General features: G+C 63.2%; 13 protein-coding genes and 1 pseudogene. 4 read left to right on the top strand and 10 right to left on the bottom strand.

Features of this window, described 5'->3' with window-relative positions; all coding sequences use genetic code 11:
* The first annotated feature begins 11 nt into the window (after positions 1-11).
* Entirely contained in the window at positions 12-1,385 is a 1,374-nt protein-coding gene (locus E5678_RS17790; RefSeq protein WP_247596817.1) for a peptidylprolyl isomerase, read from the top strand.
* A gap of 31 nt (positions 1,386-1,416) precedes the next feature.
* On the top strand, positions 1,417-2,196 hold the full coding sequence (gene rsmA, locus E5678_RS17795) for a 16S rRNA (adenine(1518)-N(6)/adenine(1519)-N(6))-dimethyltransferase RsmA (RefSeq protein WP_136179771.1): 780 nt from the start codon (positions 1,417-1,419) through the stop codon (positions 2,194-2,196).
* A 286-nt stretch (positions 2,197-2,482) separates the two neighbouring features.
* Here rsmA and E5678_RS17800 read toward each other — a convergent pair.
* The 5 genes and pseudogenes from E5678_RS17800 to bfr form a co-directional block, all read right to left on the bottom strand.
* A pseudogene (locus tag E5678_RS17800) lies at positions 2,483-2,878 on the bottom strand (barstar family protein); the annotation flags it as partial.
* A gap of 57 nt (positions 2,879-2,935) precedes the next feature.
* Positions 2,936-3,271, bottom strand: a complete 336-nt coding sequence (locus E5678_RS17805) for a ribonuclease domain-containing protein (protein ID WP_247597046.1) — start codon at positions 3,269-3,271, stop codon at positions 2,936-2,938.
* 300 nt (positions 3,272-3,571) lie between these two features.
* Positions 3,572-5,908, bottom strand: a complete 2,337-nt coding sequence (locus tag E5678_RS17810) for an NADP-dependent malic enzyme (protein WP_136179773.1) — start codon at positions 5,906-5,908, stop codon at positions 3,572-3,574.
* Positions 5,909-6,168: 260 nt separating this feature from the next.
* Positions 6,169-6,405 carry a (2Fe-2S)-binding protein gene (locus E5678_RS17815; protein ID WP_136179774.1) on the bottom strand — a complete coding sequence of 79 codons (237 nt, stop codon included), beginning with the start codon at positions 6,403-6,405 and terminating at the stop codon, positions 6,169-6,171.
* Positions 6,406-6,523: 118 nt separating this feature from the next.
* Complete coding sequence (gene bfr / locus E5678_RS17820; RefSeq protein WP_136179775.1) at positions 6,524-7,000, bottom strand: bacterioferritin; 477 nt, start codon at positions 6,998-7,000, stop codon at positions 6,524-6,526.
* 496 nt (positions 7,001-7,496) lie between these two features.
* Between bfr and E5678_RS17825 the strand changes: the two genes are divergently transcribed.
* Positions 7,497-7,967: a hypothetical protein gene (locus tag E5678_RS17825; RefSeq protein WP_136179776.1), complete on the top strand. Its 471-nt coding sequence runs from the start codon at positions 7,497-7,499 to the stop codon at positions 7,965-7,967.
* A gap of 47 nt (positions 7,968-8,014) precedes the next feature.
* Here the strand turns inward: E5678_RS17825 and E5678_RS17830 are convergent, their stop codons facing one another.
* The 5 genes from E5678_RS17830 to E5678_RS17850 form a co-directional block, all read right to left on the bottom strand.
* Positions 8,015-9,142 (bottom strand): DUF1513 domain-containing protein, encoded by a 1,128-nt coding sequence (locus tag E5678_RS17830; RefSeq protein WP_136179777.1) that lies wholly within the window; start codon positions 9,140-9,142, stop codon positions 8,015-8,017.
* A 26-nt stretch (positions 9,143-9,168) separates the two neighbouring features.
* Positions 9,169-10,287, bottom strand: a complete 1,119-nt coding sequence (locus E5678_RS17835) for an imelysin family protein (RefSeq protein WP_136179778.1) — start codon at positions 10,285-10,287, stop codon at positions 9,169-9,171.
* A complete protein-coding gene (locus tag E5678_RS17840; RefSeq protein WP_136179779.1) occupies positions 10,284-11,789 on the bottom strand; it encodes a di-heme oxidoredictase family protein in 1,506 nt (501 codons plus the stop codon). Before E5678_RS17840 ends, E5678_RS17835 begins: the two co-directional genes overlap by 4 nt.
* Before the next feature lie 120 nt (positions 11,790-11,909).
* Entirely contained in the window at positions 11,910-13,028 is a 1,119-nt protein-coding gene (locus E5678_RS17845) for an imelysin family protein (protein ID WP_247597047.1), read from the bottom strand.
* A gap of 318 nt (positions 13,029-13,346) precedes the next feature.
* The gene (locus E5678_RS17850) at positions 13,347-14,333 is read right to left on the bottom strand and encodes a 1-phosphofructokinase family hexose kinase (protein WP_136179781.1); all 987 of its coding nucleotides are present in this window, start codon (positions 14,331-14,333) and stop codon (positions 13,347-13,349) included.
* Between the two features lie 167 nt (positions 14,334-14,500).
* Here E5678_RS17850 and E5678_RS17855 point away from each other — a divergent pair, with 167 nt between their 5' ends.
* The gene (locus E5678_RS17855; RefSeq protein ID WP_136179782.1) at positions 14,501-15,463 is read left to right on the top strand and encodes a mechanosensitive ion channel domain-containing protein; all 963 of its coding nucleotides are present in this window, start codon (positions 14,501-14,503) and stop codon (positions 15,461-15,463) included.
* Positions 15,464-15,495: the final 32 nt, after the last annotated feature.

The raw sequence follows: 15,495 nt of genomic DNA on the forward strand, positions 1-15,495 counted from the left end.
GCATCCGTTTCATGAACCTATCTGCCTGTTTCCGTGCTTTGTTGTTGGGAGGCCTGGTGTCCTCTCTGGGGCTTCCCGCTGCGGCGCAGTCGCTCAAGCTGAGTGACCAGATGCGAGCCCAGGCTGCACTGCCCGCGGCGCAGAGCGGCTCTCTCACGGTGGATTACATCGTCGCGCTGGTCAATTCAGCGCCCATCACGAACAACGAAGTACGCCAGCGCCTGCTGCGCATCGAGCAGCAGTCTGCCCAGCAGGGTGTGGCGTTGCCCCCGCGCGATGAGCTGGCTCGTCAGGTGATGGAGCAGCTGGTGGCCGAGCGGGCGCAGCTCCAGGAAGCCGGTGATCTGGGTTTGCGGGTGGACGAAGCGTCGTTGCTGCAAGCCGAACAGGGCATTGCTGCCCAGAATCAGCTGAGCCTGGAAGATTTCCGCCGCCGGGTCACTGCCGAAGGCCTGGACATTCAGCGCTTGCGCAATGAGTTGCGCAGCCAATTGTTGCTGCAACGCCTGCGCGAACGTGAGGTGGAGCAACGTGTGCGGGTGAGTGAAGCCGATATTGATGAGTTCATCCGCGAGCAAAACCACAACAATCCCGCTGCCCTGGAGCTCAATCTGAGCCATGTGCTGGTGCAAGTCCCTGAGTCCGCTGGTGCCCAGCAAGTGTCGGTGCTTCAGGCCAAAGCGCAACGCGTGGCCGACGATGCGAGGGTTGCGGGTGCTGATTTCTCCGCACTGGCCCGGCAGAACTCCGATGCGCCGGAAGCGGCCAATGGTGGGTCTTTTGGTTGGCGCTCGGCCAATCGCCTGCCGCCCCTCTTTGTTGAAGCCACGCGATCATTGCCTGTGGGTGGCGTGGCGGGACCGCTGCGCAGTGCCGCCGGTTTTCACGTGCTCAAGCTGGTGGAGAAGCGGCAGGGATCGGCGGCGGCATTCGTCGTGACCCAGTCGCATGCCCGGCACATTCTCTTGCGCCCAGGGCCGCAGCTGACGCAAGCCGCAGCGGTTGCCCAGCTCGCTCGCTGGCGCGAGCAGATCGCTAGCGGGCAGGCCAATTTCGAAACCCTGGCCCGCGAACACAGCCAGGATGGTTCGGCACAGGCCGGCGGTGACCTGGACTGGGTCAACCCCGGCCAGTTTGTGCCCGAGTTCGAAGAAGTCATGGACGCCTTGAAGCCCGGTGAGATGTCGGCGCCCGTGGTGTCCCGCTTCGGGGTGCACCTGATCCGCCTGGAAGAGCGCCGCAACCGGGCTTTGACCGACCGCGAGCAGCGGGATGCGGCCAAGGGCATGGTGCGTGAAGCCAAGGCCGCCCAAGCCTTGCAAACCTGGTCGCAAGATGTGCGCGCCAGGGCCTTTGTCGAGTTCCGCGAGCCGCCCCGTCCCTGATGGACAGCGAGCATTCGCCACAGTCCCCCATATGAAACACATTGCGCGCAAGCGCTTCGGTCAGCACTTTCTCACCGACGCTTTGATCATCGATGCCATCGTGCAGGCTATCGATCCGGTGGCCGGCGATGCCATGGTAGAAATTGGGCCCGGACTGGCCGCCCTCACGCAGCCGCTGGTGGAACGCCTGGGTCGCTTGACCGTGATCGAACTCGACCGGGATCTGGTCGTGCGCTTGCGGGCACATGAGCAGCTTGATGTGGTGGAGTCCGATGTGCTCAAGGTTGACTTCACCGCTCTGGCACATACGGTGGTGGGCGAAGCAAACACCCAGGCCTCGCTGCGCATTGTGGGCAACCTGCCCTACAACATCTCCACCCCCATCCTGTTCCATCTGCTGGACCATGTCCATGTGGTGAAAGACCAGCATTTCATGCTGCAAAAGGAAGTGGTCGACCGCATGGTGGCCCAACCTGCCACGAGCGATTACAGCCGCCTGAGCGTGATGCTGCAGTGGCGTTATGCCATGAACAACGTCTTGTTTGTACCGCCCACGAGCTTTGACCCGCCGCCGCGCGTGGACAGTGCCATCGTGCGCATGGTGCCGCTGGCCGAGCCGCCTGCGATCGATTTGCGTTTGTACGGCGAGATGGTGCAAGTGGCGTTCAGTCAGCGCCGCAAGATCCTGCGCAATACCCTGGGCCGCTGGCTGGAAGCCCGAGAATTTCCCGGCACATTTGACCTCCAGCGTCGAGCCGAAGAGGTGCCTGTGCACGAATATGTGGCCCTCGTCCAGGCCGTACAGGCGTAAAAAAGCCGCTGCGGAAACAGCGGCTTTTGAATCGAAGTGACCCCTGTCCAGAACACCGTGGAACCGGCTTTGCCGGGCCAAAGATGTTGCCCCCCAGTGGGTGGTGACGCGCCAAAGGCGCGGCGCAGGGGGCGTCCAGTCAGGCTGCGTTGAGCCAGTAACCCGCGTTGAACGGGCTGCTCATGCGGAGTGCCATGGGGCTCACATCCAGAAGCTTGTCCGTGGGCATGGGCCCTTCGTTTTCGACCTCGATCTGCGTTTCACCCTTGGACGCGCGAGCGACCGAGAACGAATAGAAGCAACGGAACGGGATCTTGCGGTCGTGCCAGTAGTCGGCCGTGTCGCGGAAGATGTCGAGCAGTTGCTCACGGGCTTCTTTGTCGAACTTGGCGTGGGCAGGGATGTGCTCCAGCACGACGATGAAACCCGTCTGCGGGCCAGACTTGTGCACGAGATCGGTCATGCAGTCGTACAGCGCGTCGAAGTTTTTCCCGAAGTGCGTGGGCAGCGTGTATTGCGCCGCGATCAATTCAAGCACGTCCTGTTTGCTCTGGGCTTTGGCCAGGTTGGCATACAGGAAGTGGTGACCCAACTGCTCGGCCGCAGCCTGCAGGTCTTTCACGCTATAGGCGCGAATCGACTGAACGATATTGGGTTTTACGTTACGAAGTGGTGTGTCCATCTCCGTGTCTCTTTCAAAGTCAAAGTTAAAGATCAGATCAACTCAAGCTACCGAGGTTCACTGCAAAATCAGCTTGAAGCTGTTGTAGTGATCCTCGGTGTAATAACACGCATCAGGACGCTGAGGCCGCTGTCCACCGCATACGATGCGGCGCGCTCCTCGGTGGTTCAGCCCCGGGGTGGGCACGGTGTATTCGCGGTAATAGCCCCGTTTCTGGTCAGGGAGCAAACGCTCCCGGTTGCCGAAAACAGTGCCGTCCTTCTCGTACCGGAATGGACCGCCTTGCCGAATTTGCACCAACATTTCATGGCCTTGCTCGGGCAGTCCGGTGGTGAACACCGACGCCACTGCAGGGTCTGGCAAAGCCGCTGTCTGGGGTGCTCTGGCCTGCACCCAATAAGTGCCGGCCGTGATCACCAGGACCGCTGCCAGCGATCCAACGCTGCGCTTCTTGCCCATCCAGTGCTTGCTCCGGATCCATTTCAGATCCATGAAAGTCCTTGTCCTGATGCGATCAACCCGCCACCATGACCTTTGCAATCGATCGCATCTGAGGTCAATGAAGGGGCGGGTTAACCCTGTGAATCAAGGCCGCAAGTGTGCCCGACTCGGTGCAAAAAAGCAAGTCATTGCTGAATTTATAGGCAATGGTGCAGTGCGGCAAAGGGTCGGAAAAGTTAGTGCTTGCTTTTTCTACGAAGCCTCACCCTGCACATTGGCTTCGGCCACGGTCAAGGCTGTCATGTTGACAATGCGGCGCACCGTGGCGCTGGCCGTGAGGATGTGCACGGGCTTGGCTGCGCCGAGCAGCACCGGGCCGATGGCGATGTTGCCGCCAGCTGCCGTCTTGAGCAGGTTGTAGGCGATGTTGGCCGCGTCGATGTTGGGGAGCACCAGCAGGTTGGCGTCGCCCTCCAGGGGCGAGTGGGGCATGATGCCTTTGCGGGATTCGGCGTCCAGGGCAACGTCGCCGTGCATTTCCCCGTCGACTTGCAGCCAGGGTGCCTGCTGCTTGAGCAGCTCGAGCGTGCGGCGCATTTTCAGTGCGCTGGGTTGGCTGGACGAGCCAAAGTTGGAGTGCGAGAGCAGCGCGACCTTGGGTTGCAGGCCGAAACGCACCATTTCTTCAGCGGCCATCACAGTGATTTCACTCAGCTCTTCGGCTGTCGGGTCGTAGTTGACGTGGGTGTCGACCAGGAACACTTGGCGACCCGGCAGCATGAGGCCGTTCATGCAGGCGTACACCCGCACGTCTTGCTCGGTGCGGGCGCATCCGCCCACGCGCTTGCCGATCACCTGGTCGATGTACTCCAGGTGGTTGTGGGTGCCGCCCCAGGTGCCACAGATCATGCCGTCGACTTCTTCCTTGTGCAGCAGCATGGCAGCGATCAGGGTGAGGCGGCGGCGCATTTCGATCTTGGCCAACTGCACGGTCACGCCTTTGCGCTCGGTCATGCGGTGGTAGGTCTGCCAGAAGTCGCGGTAGCGGTGGTCTTGTTCGACGTTGACCACGTCGTAGTCCAGGCTTTCCCGCAGGCGCAGGCCAAATTTTTCAATGCGCTGCGCGATGATCGCTGGGCGGCCGATCAGGGTGGGGCGGGCGAGGCCCTCGTCCACCACGATCTGGCAGGCCCGCAGCACGCGCTCTTCTTCGCCTTCGGCATACGCCACCCGTTTGCGGCTGGCCATTTTGGCGGCTGCGTAAATGGGCTTCATGATGGTGCCAGAGGCAAACACGAAGCTCTGCAGCTTTTGTTTGTAGGCTTCCATGTCGGTGACCGGGCGCAAAGCCACGCCGCTGTCTGCCGCAGCTTGAGCCACGGCCGGCGCGATCTTCATCATCAGACGGGGGTCGAACGGCTTGGGTATCAGATATTCAGGGCCGAATGCCAGTTTTTCGCCGGCATAAGCAGCTGCCACGACTTCGCTCTGTTCGGCTTGGGCCAGCTCGGCGATGGCGTGCACCGCAGCAATCTCCATCTCATCGGTGATGGTAGAGGCACCAGCGTCGAGCGCGCCACGGAAGATGTACGGGAAGCACAGAACGTTGTTGACCTGGTTCGGGTAGTCGCTGCGCCCGGTGGCCATGATGATGTCGTCGCGCACCGCATGCGCGTCTTCGGGCGCGATTTCGGGGTTGGGGTTGGCCAACGCAAAGATCACAGGGCGCGGCGCCATGCTGGCGACCATTTCGGGTTTGAGCACGCCGCCAGCGGACAGGCCCAGGAACACATCGGCTCCCGCGATCACTTCTTTCAGTGTGCGGGCATCGGTCTTTTGCGCGTAAAAAATCTTGTCTTCATCCATCAATTCGGTGCGACCCTCAAAGACCACGCCGGCGAGGTCGGTGACGAACACGTTTTCGCGCTTCAGGCCGACTTTGAGCAGCAGGTTCAGGCAAGCCAGCGCGGCCGCGCCGGCGCCCGACGTCACGAGCTTGACCTGCGCAATGTCCTTGCCGGCCACCTTCAGGCCGTTGACCATGGCCGCCGCCACGGTAACGGCCGTGCCGTGCTGGTCGTCGTGGAACACCGGGATCTTCATGCGCTTGCGCAGCTCGCGCTCCACGTAGAAGCAGTCCGGAGCTTTGATGTCTTCCAGGTTGATCGCGCCAAACGTGGGCTCCAGCGAGGCGATGATCTCGACCAGCTTGGCGGGGTCTTTCTCGTTGATCTCGATGTCGAACACATCGACGCCGGCGAATTTTTTGAAGAGGACGGCCTTGCCTTCCATCACCGGTTTGGCCGCCAGTGGACCGATGTCACCCAAGCCCAGAACAGCGGTGCCGTTGGTGATGACCGCGACCAGATTGCCGCGGCTGGTGTACTTGTAGGCATTGGCCGGATCGGCCACGATTTCCTCGCAGGGCGCAGCGACGCCAGGGGAGTATGCGAGTCCCAGCTCGTGCTGGTTGGTGAGCGTTTTGGTGGCCGCGATGGCCAATTTACCTGGGGTGGGGAACTCGTGGTACTCAAGGGCCGCGCGCTTGAGTTCGGCACGCTTGGTGTCCTGAATGGATTCGTTGCTCATGGCCGTTGTCTCCGGATGATTTATTGCATTGTGAAAACGTATTGCACATTCTAAGTCGCAACCCTTTTCCGGGCTACCTGTGTCAGACCACAGGCGGGTGACTCAGTTTTGACATTTTCACTGCGAACCGCTGCTCGCGGTTGTGCGGCAGGGGCGCCTTCAGAAGACAGGGCGTAATGCTCAGGAGTGGAGTAGCGGTTGGCCCACGAGTGGGGCCTTGAGCGCGTCCATGGGAGGCTCCATTGGAGCGCGGTGCAGCGTCAGGCGCAGGGCGCTGCGTTCGCGGCGTGCAGGCTGGCGCGCACGGCTTCGAGTTTCAGGTGGGCAATGGCCTGGCCAGGGTGGCATTCGGCCCAGACATCGCGGGCACAGGATTCACATTGTCCGCACTGGGTGGCCACACCCAGCTCAAGCTGGATGTCATCAAAGCTGTGGCCCGAGCGGGCCGCTTTGGCGATGGTGTGGTCACTGACGCGGTGGCAAACGCAAACAATCATGGCAACAACCCGAGAAGGGAAAGTTGATGCGCATGATAATGGTTCGCATTAAGTTTGTCGAGCGACCCTGATGCATTTGTGGGTTCCCGGGTCGGTCCCTCGCGCCTCCCGCGAGGGATCAGCTCACCTCGCCCATCTGGCTTTGCAGGTAGTTGGGCAGACCGACCTTCTCGATCAGCTCGAGCTGGGTTTCCAGGAAGTCGACGTGCTCTTCGGTGTCGTCCAGGATCTTCATGAGCAGGTCGCGCGACACAAAATCCCGCACCGACTCGCAATAGGCCACGCCGTCCTTGACGGTGGCCTGCGCACCGCGCTCCAGTGCCAGATCGCTTTGCAGCATCTCGGGAACGTTCTCGCCGATGTTGAGTTTGCCGAGGTCTTGCAAGTTGGGCAGGCCGTCGAGCATAAATATCCGGTCCATGAGCCAGTCTGCGTGCTTCATTTCCCCGATCGACTCTTCGTATTCTTTCTTGGCCAGCTTGTCCAGACCCCAGTGTTTGAGCATGCGGTAGTGCACGAAGTACTGGTTGATCGCAGTCAACTCGTTCTTGAGTTGGTCCTGCAGGTGTTTGATGGCTTGAGGGTCGCCTTTCATGGGGGGCTCATGTTTCCGGTGACTTGAGCGAAATCGCTGTCCGATTCTCGCGCGAACCTTGAGGCGCTGCATAAAAGTACTCCGCCATCTATGCAATTGAGAATCATTCGCATACACTTCCTTCTCCAGCCAGCCAGACAGCCAGACAGACAACTTCCTCCAAGTCTTAACATTGACGTGCCCTGCCAACCAGCCGATGACCTTTTGCAGCAGATATTGACAGGGCTTTCTATGCACGGGACGCCGACGCGATGTCCCCCATTTCCGCCCATTCCGGTTCCACCAGCAGGTGTGGCAGGTCGGTCTAGTTTGCGCCGCGGGAAACCTTGTCTGTGTTTCAAGCGCCCCACCGGGCGACTTCATCGCAGGGTCTGGCGCGTGGAGGGCCAGGCTATTGAAGCGTGCGATGGCCCCGTGCAACGGCCCACTGCACCCACACGCCCGCCGGGCCATCACCGGGTCCCCCAACAAGCGGGTTCATGACTGATGAGCGCCTATGAAGCACCCAATCCACCCTGCCCCCGTCGGAGCCCTGCAACTGCGAAGGCCATGGCCGCAGGACCCGGCACAGCGCACCCTGAGTGACGAGCACGGCGCGTTGCTGCAACAGGTGGCCACGCTACAGCGACGGGTCGGTGACCAGATCGTCCATCAGGCCCGGCGCCTGTCTGCCATTGAAGCCGACAACCTGCGCTTGCGCGCCGAACTGGTGCGCTCGCGCACGGTGGTGCTGTGGGGTTTGCAGGTGGCTGCTGTGACCACGCCACCGCGGCGACAGGCGCTTCGGAGGGGCGCACCAGTGGAAAGCCCGGGGCGAGAAGCGCAAGCGGTGATTTGCCAGACCGGTTGCGCGGGCCATGCGCACCGTTGGTTGGACCAGCAAGGCTTATGCCGGCGCACGGGTGAAATGTGCCAGCCCCAGGGCAGCGCAGAGGATGGGAGCGGTGGCTCAGATCCAAACCAGTGAAGGCTGAAACGCCGATGGGCGGAGCGGCCTATTGCTTTGCCGCGAAATCAACCCCCCGGCCAGACTTGCCAGTGGTTGTCCCAATGCGGTACCGCGGCTGGTGCGGTAGCCAGTTGGGTGGCCCCGCCTGCGCCGGGCCCGGTGTGCAACACGCCCGTGCTGCCAGCGGCCCACCATTGACCCTCGCTCACGGCCACCGCACACGCGTCGGGCAACGGCAGGTTGTGTGTCCAACGGGCCTGGCCGTCGAAGGCTGCGACCACGTTCGCACGGGGACAGCCGATCAGGAATCCACCACCGGGCATTGCGGTCACCGCGCCACCGTAGCCGCGCAGGTCGGGCGGCTCCGGCGTGGGGCTGAGGCGTTCGCCGTCCCATACCGCCAGCACAGGCGCCTGCCAGCGTTCTTCAGGGGTGGGGTGTTCGGCCTGCAAGGCAATGCCCAGGCGTTTGAAGCGCGCGTCCCAGGCGAGGTGGCGGATGCTCAGGTAGGGGTCAGCGAGCCGCCATTGCCCCAGCAGCTCGCCGCTATTTGGGTTCAGGGCCACCAATGAGGCGTCCATGCGGTCGAGGTGGCGTTTGCTGCGTCCGGTCTCGGGCAGGGTGGGAATGCCGCCATTGGCCACCAGCAGGGTGCCGGCCGGGAAGCGGCCGAGCTGCTCGGGCAGCACCTGCAACTCGTGCGGGTCCATGCCGTGGGTGGCCCATTCATCCGCCTTCTCCAGGCTGCGCGCATCGCGCACACCCAGGCGACCCTGCGCAGTGTCCAGATCGGTTTCAGTGGTCCAGATGTGCGACCCGTCGGCGCTGGCGATCGCGTGGCCGTTGAAGCGTCGGTCGCCCCCTATCCAGTGCCATCGCTGTTGTTCTGGGACACCAGGTCGCCAGCGCAGCAACCAGTCGCCGGGGCGCCGTGCGATCGCCAGCACCGTGCCACCCGGTTCGGTCAGCAGGGCGTGGGGCCGTGTGGGCACCGAGACCGACTGTTGGGCCGTCCAGGTGTCCCCTGCTACTGCGATCAGTCCCACCCGGTATTGGTTGTCGGCCACCCAGGCCGCAACCAAGGTGGTTTTAGAAAGGGACACATCGGCCCAGGCACTGGGCAAAAAAACGCTCCCTGCGGCCGCCTTAAGGCACTGGCGGCGGGAGAGGCCTTTGGGCAGGAACGCGTTCATCGGGGGGGCATTGGCCGTGTTCGGGTTCAGTCGCCATCGGCCGATGAAAACCCGAGCGGCACATCGAGTGCTGCCGCCACTTCGTTTTGGTAGAGCAGAGTCACGGCTTTCATGCGCTGGGTCATGGCCAGCAGCTCGGTTTCGCCGGCCTGTGGCGTGAGCGCAGCGAGGTCGGCGCTGGTGCGGTCAATCGCCTGTGCCCAGCGCTGGGCCAGCGGCCCCAGCCCCTTGCCAATCAGCAGCGCCTCAATGGGCACGAGCGCTTTGCCTGGCAATGGCGGCGCAGCGTACTGGCCGGGTCGCAGACGCGCCATGGTCAGCAGGCTCTGCCATTGCGCGCGCCAGTCGGCGAGATTGGCCTCACGCGAGAGGCGGGGAAAGGCCACGGGTTCGCTGCTCGGCGCTCCGGTGGTGCGGTGGGTCTGAATGGGTTTTTCGATGTGCGCCCACTGCAGCCGCTCAAGCCCGCCCAACCACTGGTTGATCCATTCGGCAAATGCGCTGCCCGCGTCTTCTGGCGACTCGCTCCAGTCCTTTTCGACCAGTGCGGTCACCTCGTGGTCCAGTGAGCGGGCTTCGGCAGCGATGCCCTGGGCAACCAGGCCAGCGTAGTGACAGGTGGCGGGTGCCAGGGCTGGCTCAGAGGCGGTGGCCAGCAATTGTTCAAAGGCCGGAAAACCCTTGGCGGGTGTGCCCACGCGCTCCATGTCGGCCAGCGTCTGGGGTGCCTTGGCCAGGGCTTGTCGCAAAAGTCGCTCTCGCGTGGGCCAAAAATCGATTTCGCGCTGTGAGCGGCGCGTGACCAAGGGCCCGAGCTCGGGGCTGGACAAGGCTTGCCAGCTCACCAGTGTCTGCTGCCACTGCAAACGCAGTTCGGTCAGTGTGGCCTGTCCGCTGCAATGCGCGTTGGTGCGGCTCAGCAGTTGATCCGACGCCTGCTCGAAGGCCTGTGCCTGCGCAGGCAACTGGTGGGCGTAGACGCCTTGAAGCGCTTGCTCAGCACTGTAATAAGGCATGGGCTGGGCGGCGGCCTCGGCGGCCGTGGGCGTGGTGGCAGGCGGGACCAACGCCCCTTGTGCCCAGCCCAGTGGTGACAGCAGGGTGAGGGAGAAAGTGGTGAGGAAGATGGCGGCAGGGTGCTTCACAGGGACTCCACAAACTTCACGAGCGCAGCGCGGTCGGCGGCGTTGAATTTCAGCACGTGCTCTTTCGCGAGCCGGGCTTCGCCACCGTGCCACAACACCGCTTCGAGCACGCCGTTGGCGCGGCCATCGTGCAGCAGACGCTGGTGGTCGTTGACATCCTTGAACAGGCCGATGCCCCAGAGCGGCGGTGTTTTCCATTGACTGCCGCTGGCCAGAAAATCTGGGCGCCCGTCGGCGAGTTCAGGGCCCATGTCGTGCAAGAGAAGATCGGTGTAAGGCCAGATGCGCTGGCCGCTCACGCGGGGGGTGCTCAAGCTCGGGAACAGGGCTTTACCGGTGGTGTAGCCGGGGCGGTGGCAGGCGGCGCATTGCGCCTGAGCAAACAGCGCCTGGCCACGCAACACCTGGGGCTCTCTGGGATGGCGGCGGGCCGGTGGCGCAAGGGTGGCTGTGTAGAACGCCACCTGGGCGAAAGTCTCGTCGTCTATTTCAGGCGGCGAGGTCAAGGCCTGGGCGGCCGGAATAAGCCCCGTGCCGCCCTTGGCTTTTCCGCCGCCGTGGGGCGCAGCCAGGCAGTCTTTCTGGGCTGGTGTGCAGGCTTCGCCAGGGAAGACGCTGGTGGTGATGCCCATGTCGCCATTGAAGGCGCCGGCCGATTGGTGGGCCACAGAGCCCACGTTGGCCTTCCAGCCGAAGCGCCCGACCAGTTCCTTTTGGGCAAAGACGTCCCATACACGGTTGGGCTGGCCCTTGATGGGGCCAGTACTGGCCGCCTGGTCCCGTGCGTTGGCCAGAATTTCGCTTTCAGGAATGGCTTCCAGCAACCCCATGCCGATCATCTGCGGTGCGATGCGCGGGCTGATCATCACGTCTTTGGCCATGGGGCCATAGGCCAGATCGGTCAGTGTGTAGAGGGGTTTTTGCAGCGTATAGGGCGTGCCATCGGCGAAGCGACCACGCGAGGTTTCGCTGCGAATTTCAACCCGCCCTTCGGGCTTCACGCCCTGCACGGCGGCGTTGTTGAACTGGTCTCCGTAGGTGGGTTCCGGCACCACGCCCGCGTGGGCACTGGCCTGGCCTGGAATCGACAGGCGCACCAGCAGTGCCACGGTGTTTTCGGGCTCGGTGCCCAGGGTCTTGGGCCAGTCGGGTGGTGAGCCCCGCCCATCCATGGTGTGGCATGCCGCGCAGGAGCGCGCGATGAAATGAGGGCCCAGCCCGTCGCGCGCGGTGGTGGATGCCGGGGCTTCCACCCAGTTGCGCTTGAAGAAGGAGTTGCCGATCACAAAGCGTGTGCGTTCCGGGTCGCTCAGGTCGGCCAGCGGGAACGAAAAAGCATTGCGGCCAGTGGCGTAGACGGTGCCACTGCCTCCGACCTTCTCCCCCAGAGGATCGGGGTCGGCTTCAGCGCCGGCTTGTCCGTGCAAAGCGAGTACCGCTGCAACAACCGCAGCGGCCCCCATGGCTGGCGCAAAGCGCGTGGCTTTGGGAAGAAGGGTCATGATGGGCGTTTTGGGTTCAAAGGTAGGGATTCAACGCCTGTTCGGAACCGGCTTGGCGAACCTCACGGGCGCCCCTTTTGAAGGGGTGACGCCGAAACGCGGCGCAGGCGCTGCAGCCGTTCAGGGCGCCACCAGTGTCAGCTTGGTGATGCCGACCGCAGACGCTGATTCGCCCAGCAGCTTGGACTGCGCCACCAGGCTGGCCACGGTCTTCTCGATCGCAGGGCGACCGGGTGCACCTTTGGCAATGGCTTGATCAAAGGGGGCAGGAATCGCTTCTGCACTGGTCACCGAGGCGTTGATCTGGGCGGTTGTCTTGTCCGCCAGTGTGGTGTCTTTGACTGCGACCAGATCGCGCAGACCCAGGCCCGTCAGGGACTTGCCGTCGCGCTGCTGGTACCGACCCAGCCAGACGTTTTGAATGCCTTTGGCGTTGGTGACCACATCGCGGTGGGTGTTGTCGGAAAAGCAGGAGTGCTCGTCTTCCTGGTCTTGCGAGTTCAGCGCCACTTCCATGCGTTCGCCCGAGAGCTCACCACGGGACAGGGAACCCAGGCCCACAATCATTTTGCGCACCGATTCTTTGCCGCCTTTTTCAAACTGGGCGCGGTAGTTCTTCGCGTTGGGTGCCCAGGCCTGGGTGACCCCGGTGAGGTCGTCCACGAGCAAGGCGGTGGCGACGGTGAGGTATTGGGCCCGGCGCTCGGCGTTGGCGCCTTTGCCCGCGACGTAGTCTTCAAACGAGCGGTTACCTGGGCCGGTTTCGCTCAGATCCTGACCCCACAGCAGGAATTCGATGGCGTGCCAACCGGCGCTGATGTTTTCTTCGCCGCCGCGCTCGTTGGCCTTGATCAAGGCCGCCTTGGTGATTTTGATTTTGAGGTTGTTCACCAGGCCCGCCTTGGGCTTGCCTTCCACGTAGTCCACATAGGCTTCGTCCAGCGGCCAGGCATTGATCTGGCCTTCGGGTCCATTTTTGTCGTCGATGGGGCCACCGTAAAAACGGAATGCCTCGGTCTGACCGTAGAACTCGCGCGCATCGCGCCAGGCCTGACGGGCCTGCTTCAGCCCGTCTTCCGAGGGCGATTTGACGAACACAGCGATTGCGGCCTGCAGGTCTTGGGCGGACGCCAGCGTGTCGCTGTAGTTGGCAAATACCAGCGCGGCATAGTGGCGGGCGACGGCGTCTGGGCTGGCGGCGGCGGCGGTGATTGCCGCTTGTTCAGGGGCTGCGGCCATGGCAGGTAGGCTGCTCAGCGAGAACGAGGATGCGGCCAAAATGGCGGCTGCAAGGGCATTGAAATGCATGGTGTGTTGAATCCTGTATGTGAATGAGAACGATTCTGGTTTGCATTATGCACGATGGCACCAGCGGTCCATTCAACAGATGTTTGGGACATTGCCGGGCGGGTTGCCGATGAAAACGCGGCTCGGGCGAAGGCGTTTTGCTGTCCGGCGTCCGGCGTCCGGCCGCTCGGTGGCGTGGTGGCGGACCGTAGGCCATCGCCCTGCTCGACAGTGCCGCGAACGGCGGCAAGCCTGGCAAGCCGGGTGAAATCAGGCCGCGGCTGGGTTCGGGTCTTGGGTGAGCCGAACCCGGGGAAACAGCTGCTGAGCATCTTCTCGTCGGGACAGGCCTGTGCTCACCGACATCAGGGCCGCCGACCCGGATGCGACCCCCCAGGCGAACGCGTCCGGCAGCGACAAACCGCTTTGCAGTCCCCAGACCATGCCGCCCACAAAGCTGTCGCCTGCCCCTACCGCACTGGCGACTTCGATGGCCAGCGCCGGGGCGCTCCAAATACCCTCCCGGGTGACCAGCAAGGCCCCCAGGTGGCCCAGGGTCAATGCCACCACCTCGGCCTGGCCCCGGGCCACACACCGAGCGGCCGCGGCTTGCCATTCGACTGGCGTGCGCAGCGCCAGCCCAGTGAACTCGGTCAGCTCCTTGAGGTTGGGTTTCCAGAGAAAAACGCCTTCAGCCAGAGCGGCCGCGAGCGCTGGCCCGGAGCCATCCATCACCAGTTTTGACCCCCGCTCCCGGCACAGCTTGGCCAGCCGTGCGTAGAAATCGTCGGGCACGCCGGGCGGCAAGCTGCCACTGGCCACCAGGTAATCGGGAAAAACCGCCATGTGGGTCAGGTGGTCCAGGCAGGCCTGCCATTCTGACGCCGCGAGGCGCGGCCCAGGCATCACGAAGCGAAACTCTTCCCCGGTCTCTCCTTCGTGAACGCAAAAACTCACCCGGGTCTCTTCGGCAATCGGAATGGTGGTGTAACGCAAACCATCCTGGGCCATGCGCACTTCCAGCCAGTGGCCTGAAGGCCCTCCGGCCGGGCAGACCGAGTCGCAAGTACCCCCGAGGCGTGTGATCACGCGGGCCACGTTGATCCCGCCACCGCCGGCGTCGTGCACCGCATCGCTGCAACGCAATTTGTGGGTGGGCAACACACGGGGCGTCTCGGTGGCCAGATCCACCGAGGGGTTCATGGTGAGGCACAACACGCGAGGCGCTGCCGTTTCGGCAAGGTGTGGAGCGGGCATAGATCGTGGGAAAAGGTGGGGCAGGGTCTGCGGATATGCCATTGTGCGACAGCGCTGTCCACCGACCCTCCGCCTCCCTATACTGAGCCGACCTGGGCCCATTTCGCGACGCGATCTGTTGCTCGGTCATCGTTCGACCCGCCGATTTTTTCACCTGGGCCCACTTCATGAACCCCGATTTCAGCCAGCTTGTTGTGGACTTCATGGGGCGCACCCTTTTCTCGATCGGAACCAGCGTCATCACAGTGGGTGGTTTGACGAGTGCGGTGGTTTTTGTGGTGGTGCTCTGGTGGGTGGCGAGCCTGATGGAGCGCATGGTGCAGCGCATCGTGGCCCGACGCGCAGCGACCGAGCCCTGGAAATACGCCGGCATGCTGATGTTGAGCCGGCTTCTGCGCTATGTCGTCTGGGCGGTCGGTACCTTGATCGGCCTGGAGTACCTGGGCATCGATCTCTCCAGCATCGCGCTGCTGGGCAGTGCGCTGGCGGTTGGTCTGGGTTTTGGCCTTCAACATGTGGTGAGCAACTTTGTGTCGGGCGTCATCATTCTCCTCGAGCGCAGCCTGAAGGTGGGTGACTTCGTGGAGCTGGAGTCGGGTGTGCGCGGCCACGTGAGCGAAATCGCGATGCGCTACACCCGCATCACCAGCAACGATGCCCTCGACGTAGTCGTCCCCAATTCGGAGTTCATCAACGGGCGCGTGGTCAACTGGACTCTGGGTGATGCCTACCGCCGCATGCACATTCCGTTTGGCGTGGCCTACGGCACACCCAAGGAAATGGTGCGCGAAGCCGGCATTGCTGCCGCCAAGCGAATCCCCGGCGTGATGGAAACCGACAAGAAAAAAAGCACGGTCTGGCTGGTGGCCTACGGCGACAACGCCATGAACTACGAGTTGGTCGTGTGGGCCGACCGCATACTCACCACACGCCCCGGATCGGCCCATGCCGACCTCATGTGGGCTCTGGACGACGAGTTGCACCAGCGGGGCATCGCGATTCCCTTTCCCCAGCGCGACCTGCACATCCGCTCTGGCACCCTCGATGTGCGCGTGGCCGCGTCGGAAGGGCGCTCGCCATGGCCCTCAACAGCCGCATCGACGAAGGAACGCGACCGGCTGCAGGACTGAGCTGGGCGGGGGCCCATGAGCCAGCGCGGCAG

Origin of the sequence: Hydrogenophaga sp. PAMC20947 (assembly GCF_004795855.1) — a bacterium.
Lineage (GTDB): Bacteria > Pseudomonadota > Gammaproteobacteria > Burkholderiales > Burkholderiaceae_C > Hydrogenophaga.

What these genes read in the sequence shown, in the direction of transcription:
- E5678_RS17790 (WP_247596817.1), top strand. Translation starts at nt 12, where the DNA reads ATGAACCTATCTGCCTGTTTCCGTGCTTTGTTGTTGGGAGGCCTGGTG.
- rsmA (WP_136179771.1), top strand. Translation starts at nt 1,417, where the DNA reads ATGAAACACATTGCGCGCAAGCGCTTCGGTCAGCACTTTCTCACCGAC.
- E5678_RS17810 (WP_136179773.1), bottom strand. Translation starts at nt 5,908, where the DNA reads ATGAGCAACGAATCCATTCAGGACACCAAGCGTGCCGAACTCAAGCGC.
- E5678_RS17815 (WP_136179774.1), bottom strand. Translation starts at nt 6,405, where the DNA reads ATGATTGTTTGCGTTTGCCACCGCGTCAGTGACCACACCATCGCCAAA.
- bfr (WP_136179775.1), bottom strand. Translation starts at nt 7,000, where the DNA reads ATGAAAGGCGACCCTCAAGCCATCAAACACCTGCAGGACCAACTCAAG.
- E5678_RS17825 (WP_136179776.1), top strand. Translation starts at nt 7,497, where the DNA reads ATGAAGCACCCAATCCACCCTGCCCCCGTCGGAGCCCTGCAACTGCGA.
- E5678_RS17830 (WP_136179777.1), bottom strand. Translation starts at nt 9,142, where the DNA reads ATGAACGCGTTCCTGCCCAAAGGCCTCTCCCGCCGCCAGTGCCTTAAG.
- E5678_RS17840 (WP_136179779.1), bottom strand. Translation starts at nt 11,789, where the DNA reads ATGACCCTTCTTCCCAAAGCCACGCGCTTTGCGCCAGCCATGGGGGCC.
- E5678_RS17845 (WP_247597047.1), bottom strand. Translation starts at nt 13,028, where the DNA reads ATGGCCGCAGCCCCTGAACAAGCGGCAATCACCGCCGCCGCCGCCAGC.
- E5678_RS17850 (WP_136179781.1), bottom strand. Translation starts at nt 14,333, where the DNA reads ATGCCCGCTCCACACCTTGCCGAAACGGCAGCGCCTCGCGTGTTGTGC.
- E5678_RS17855 (WP_136179782.1), top strand. Translation starts at nt 14,501, where the DNA reads ATGAACCCCGATTTCAGCCAGCTTGTTGTGGACTTCATGGGGCGCACC.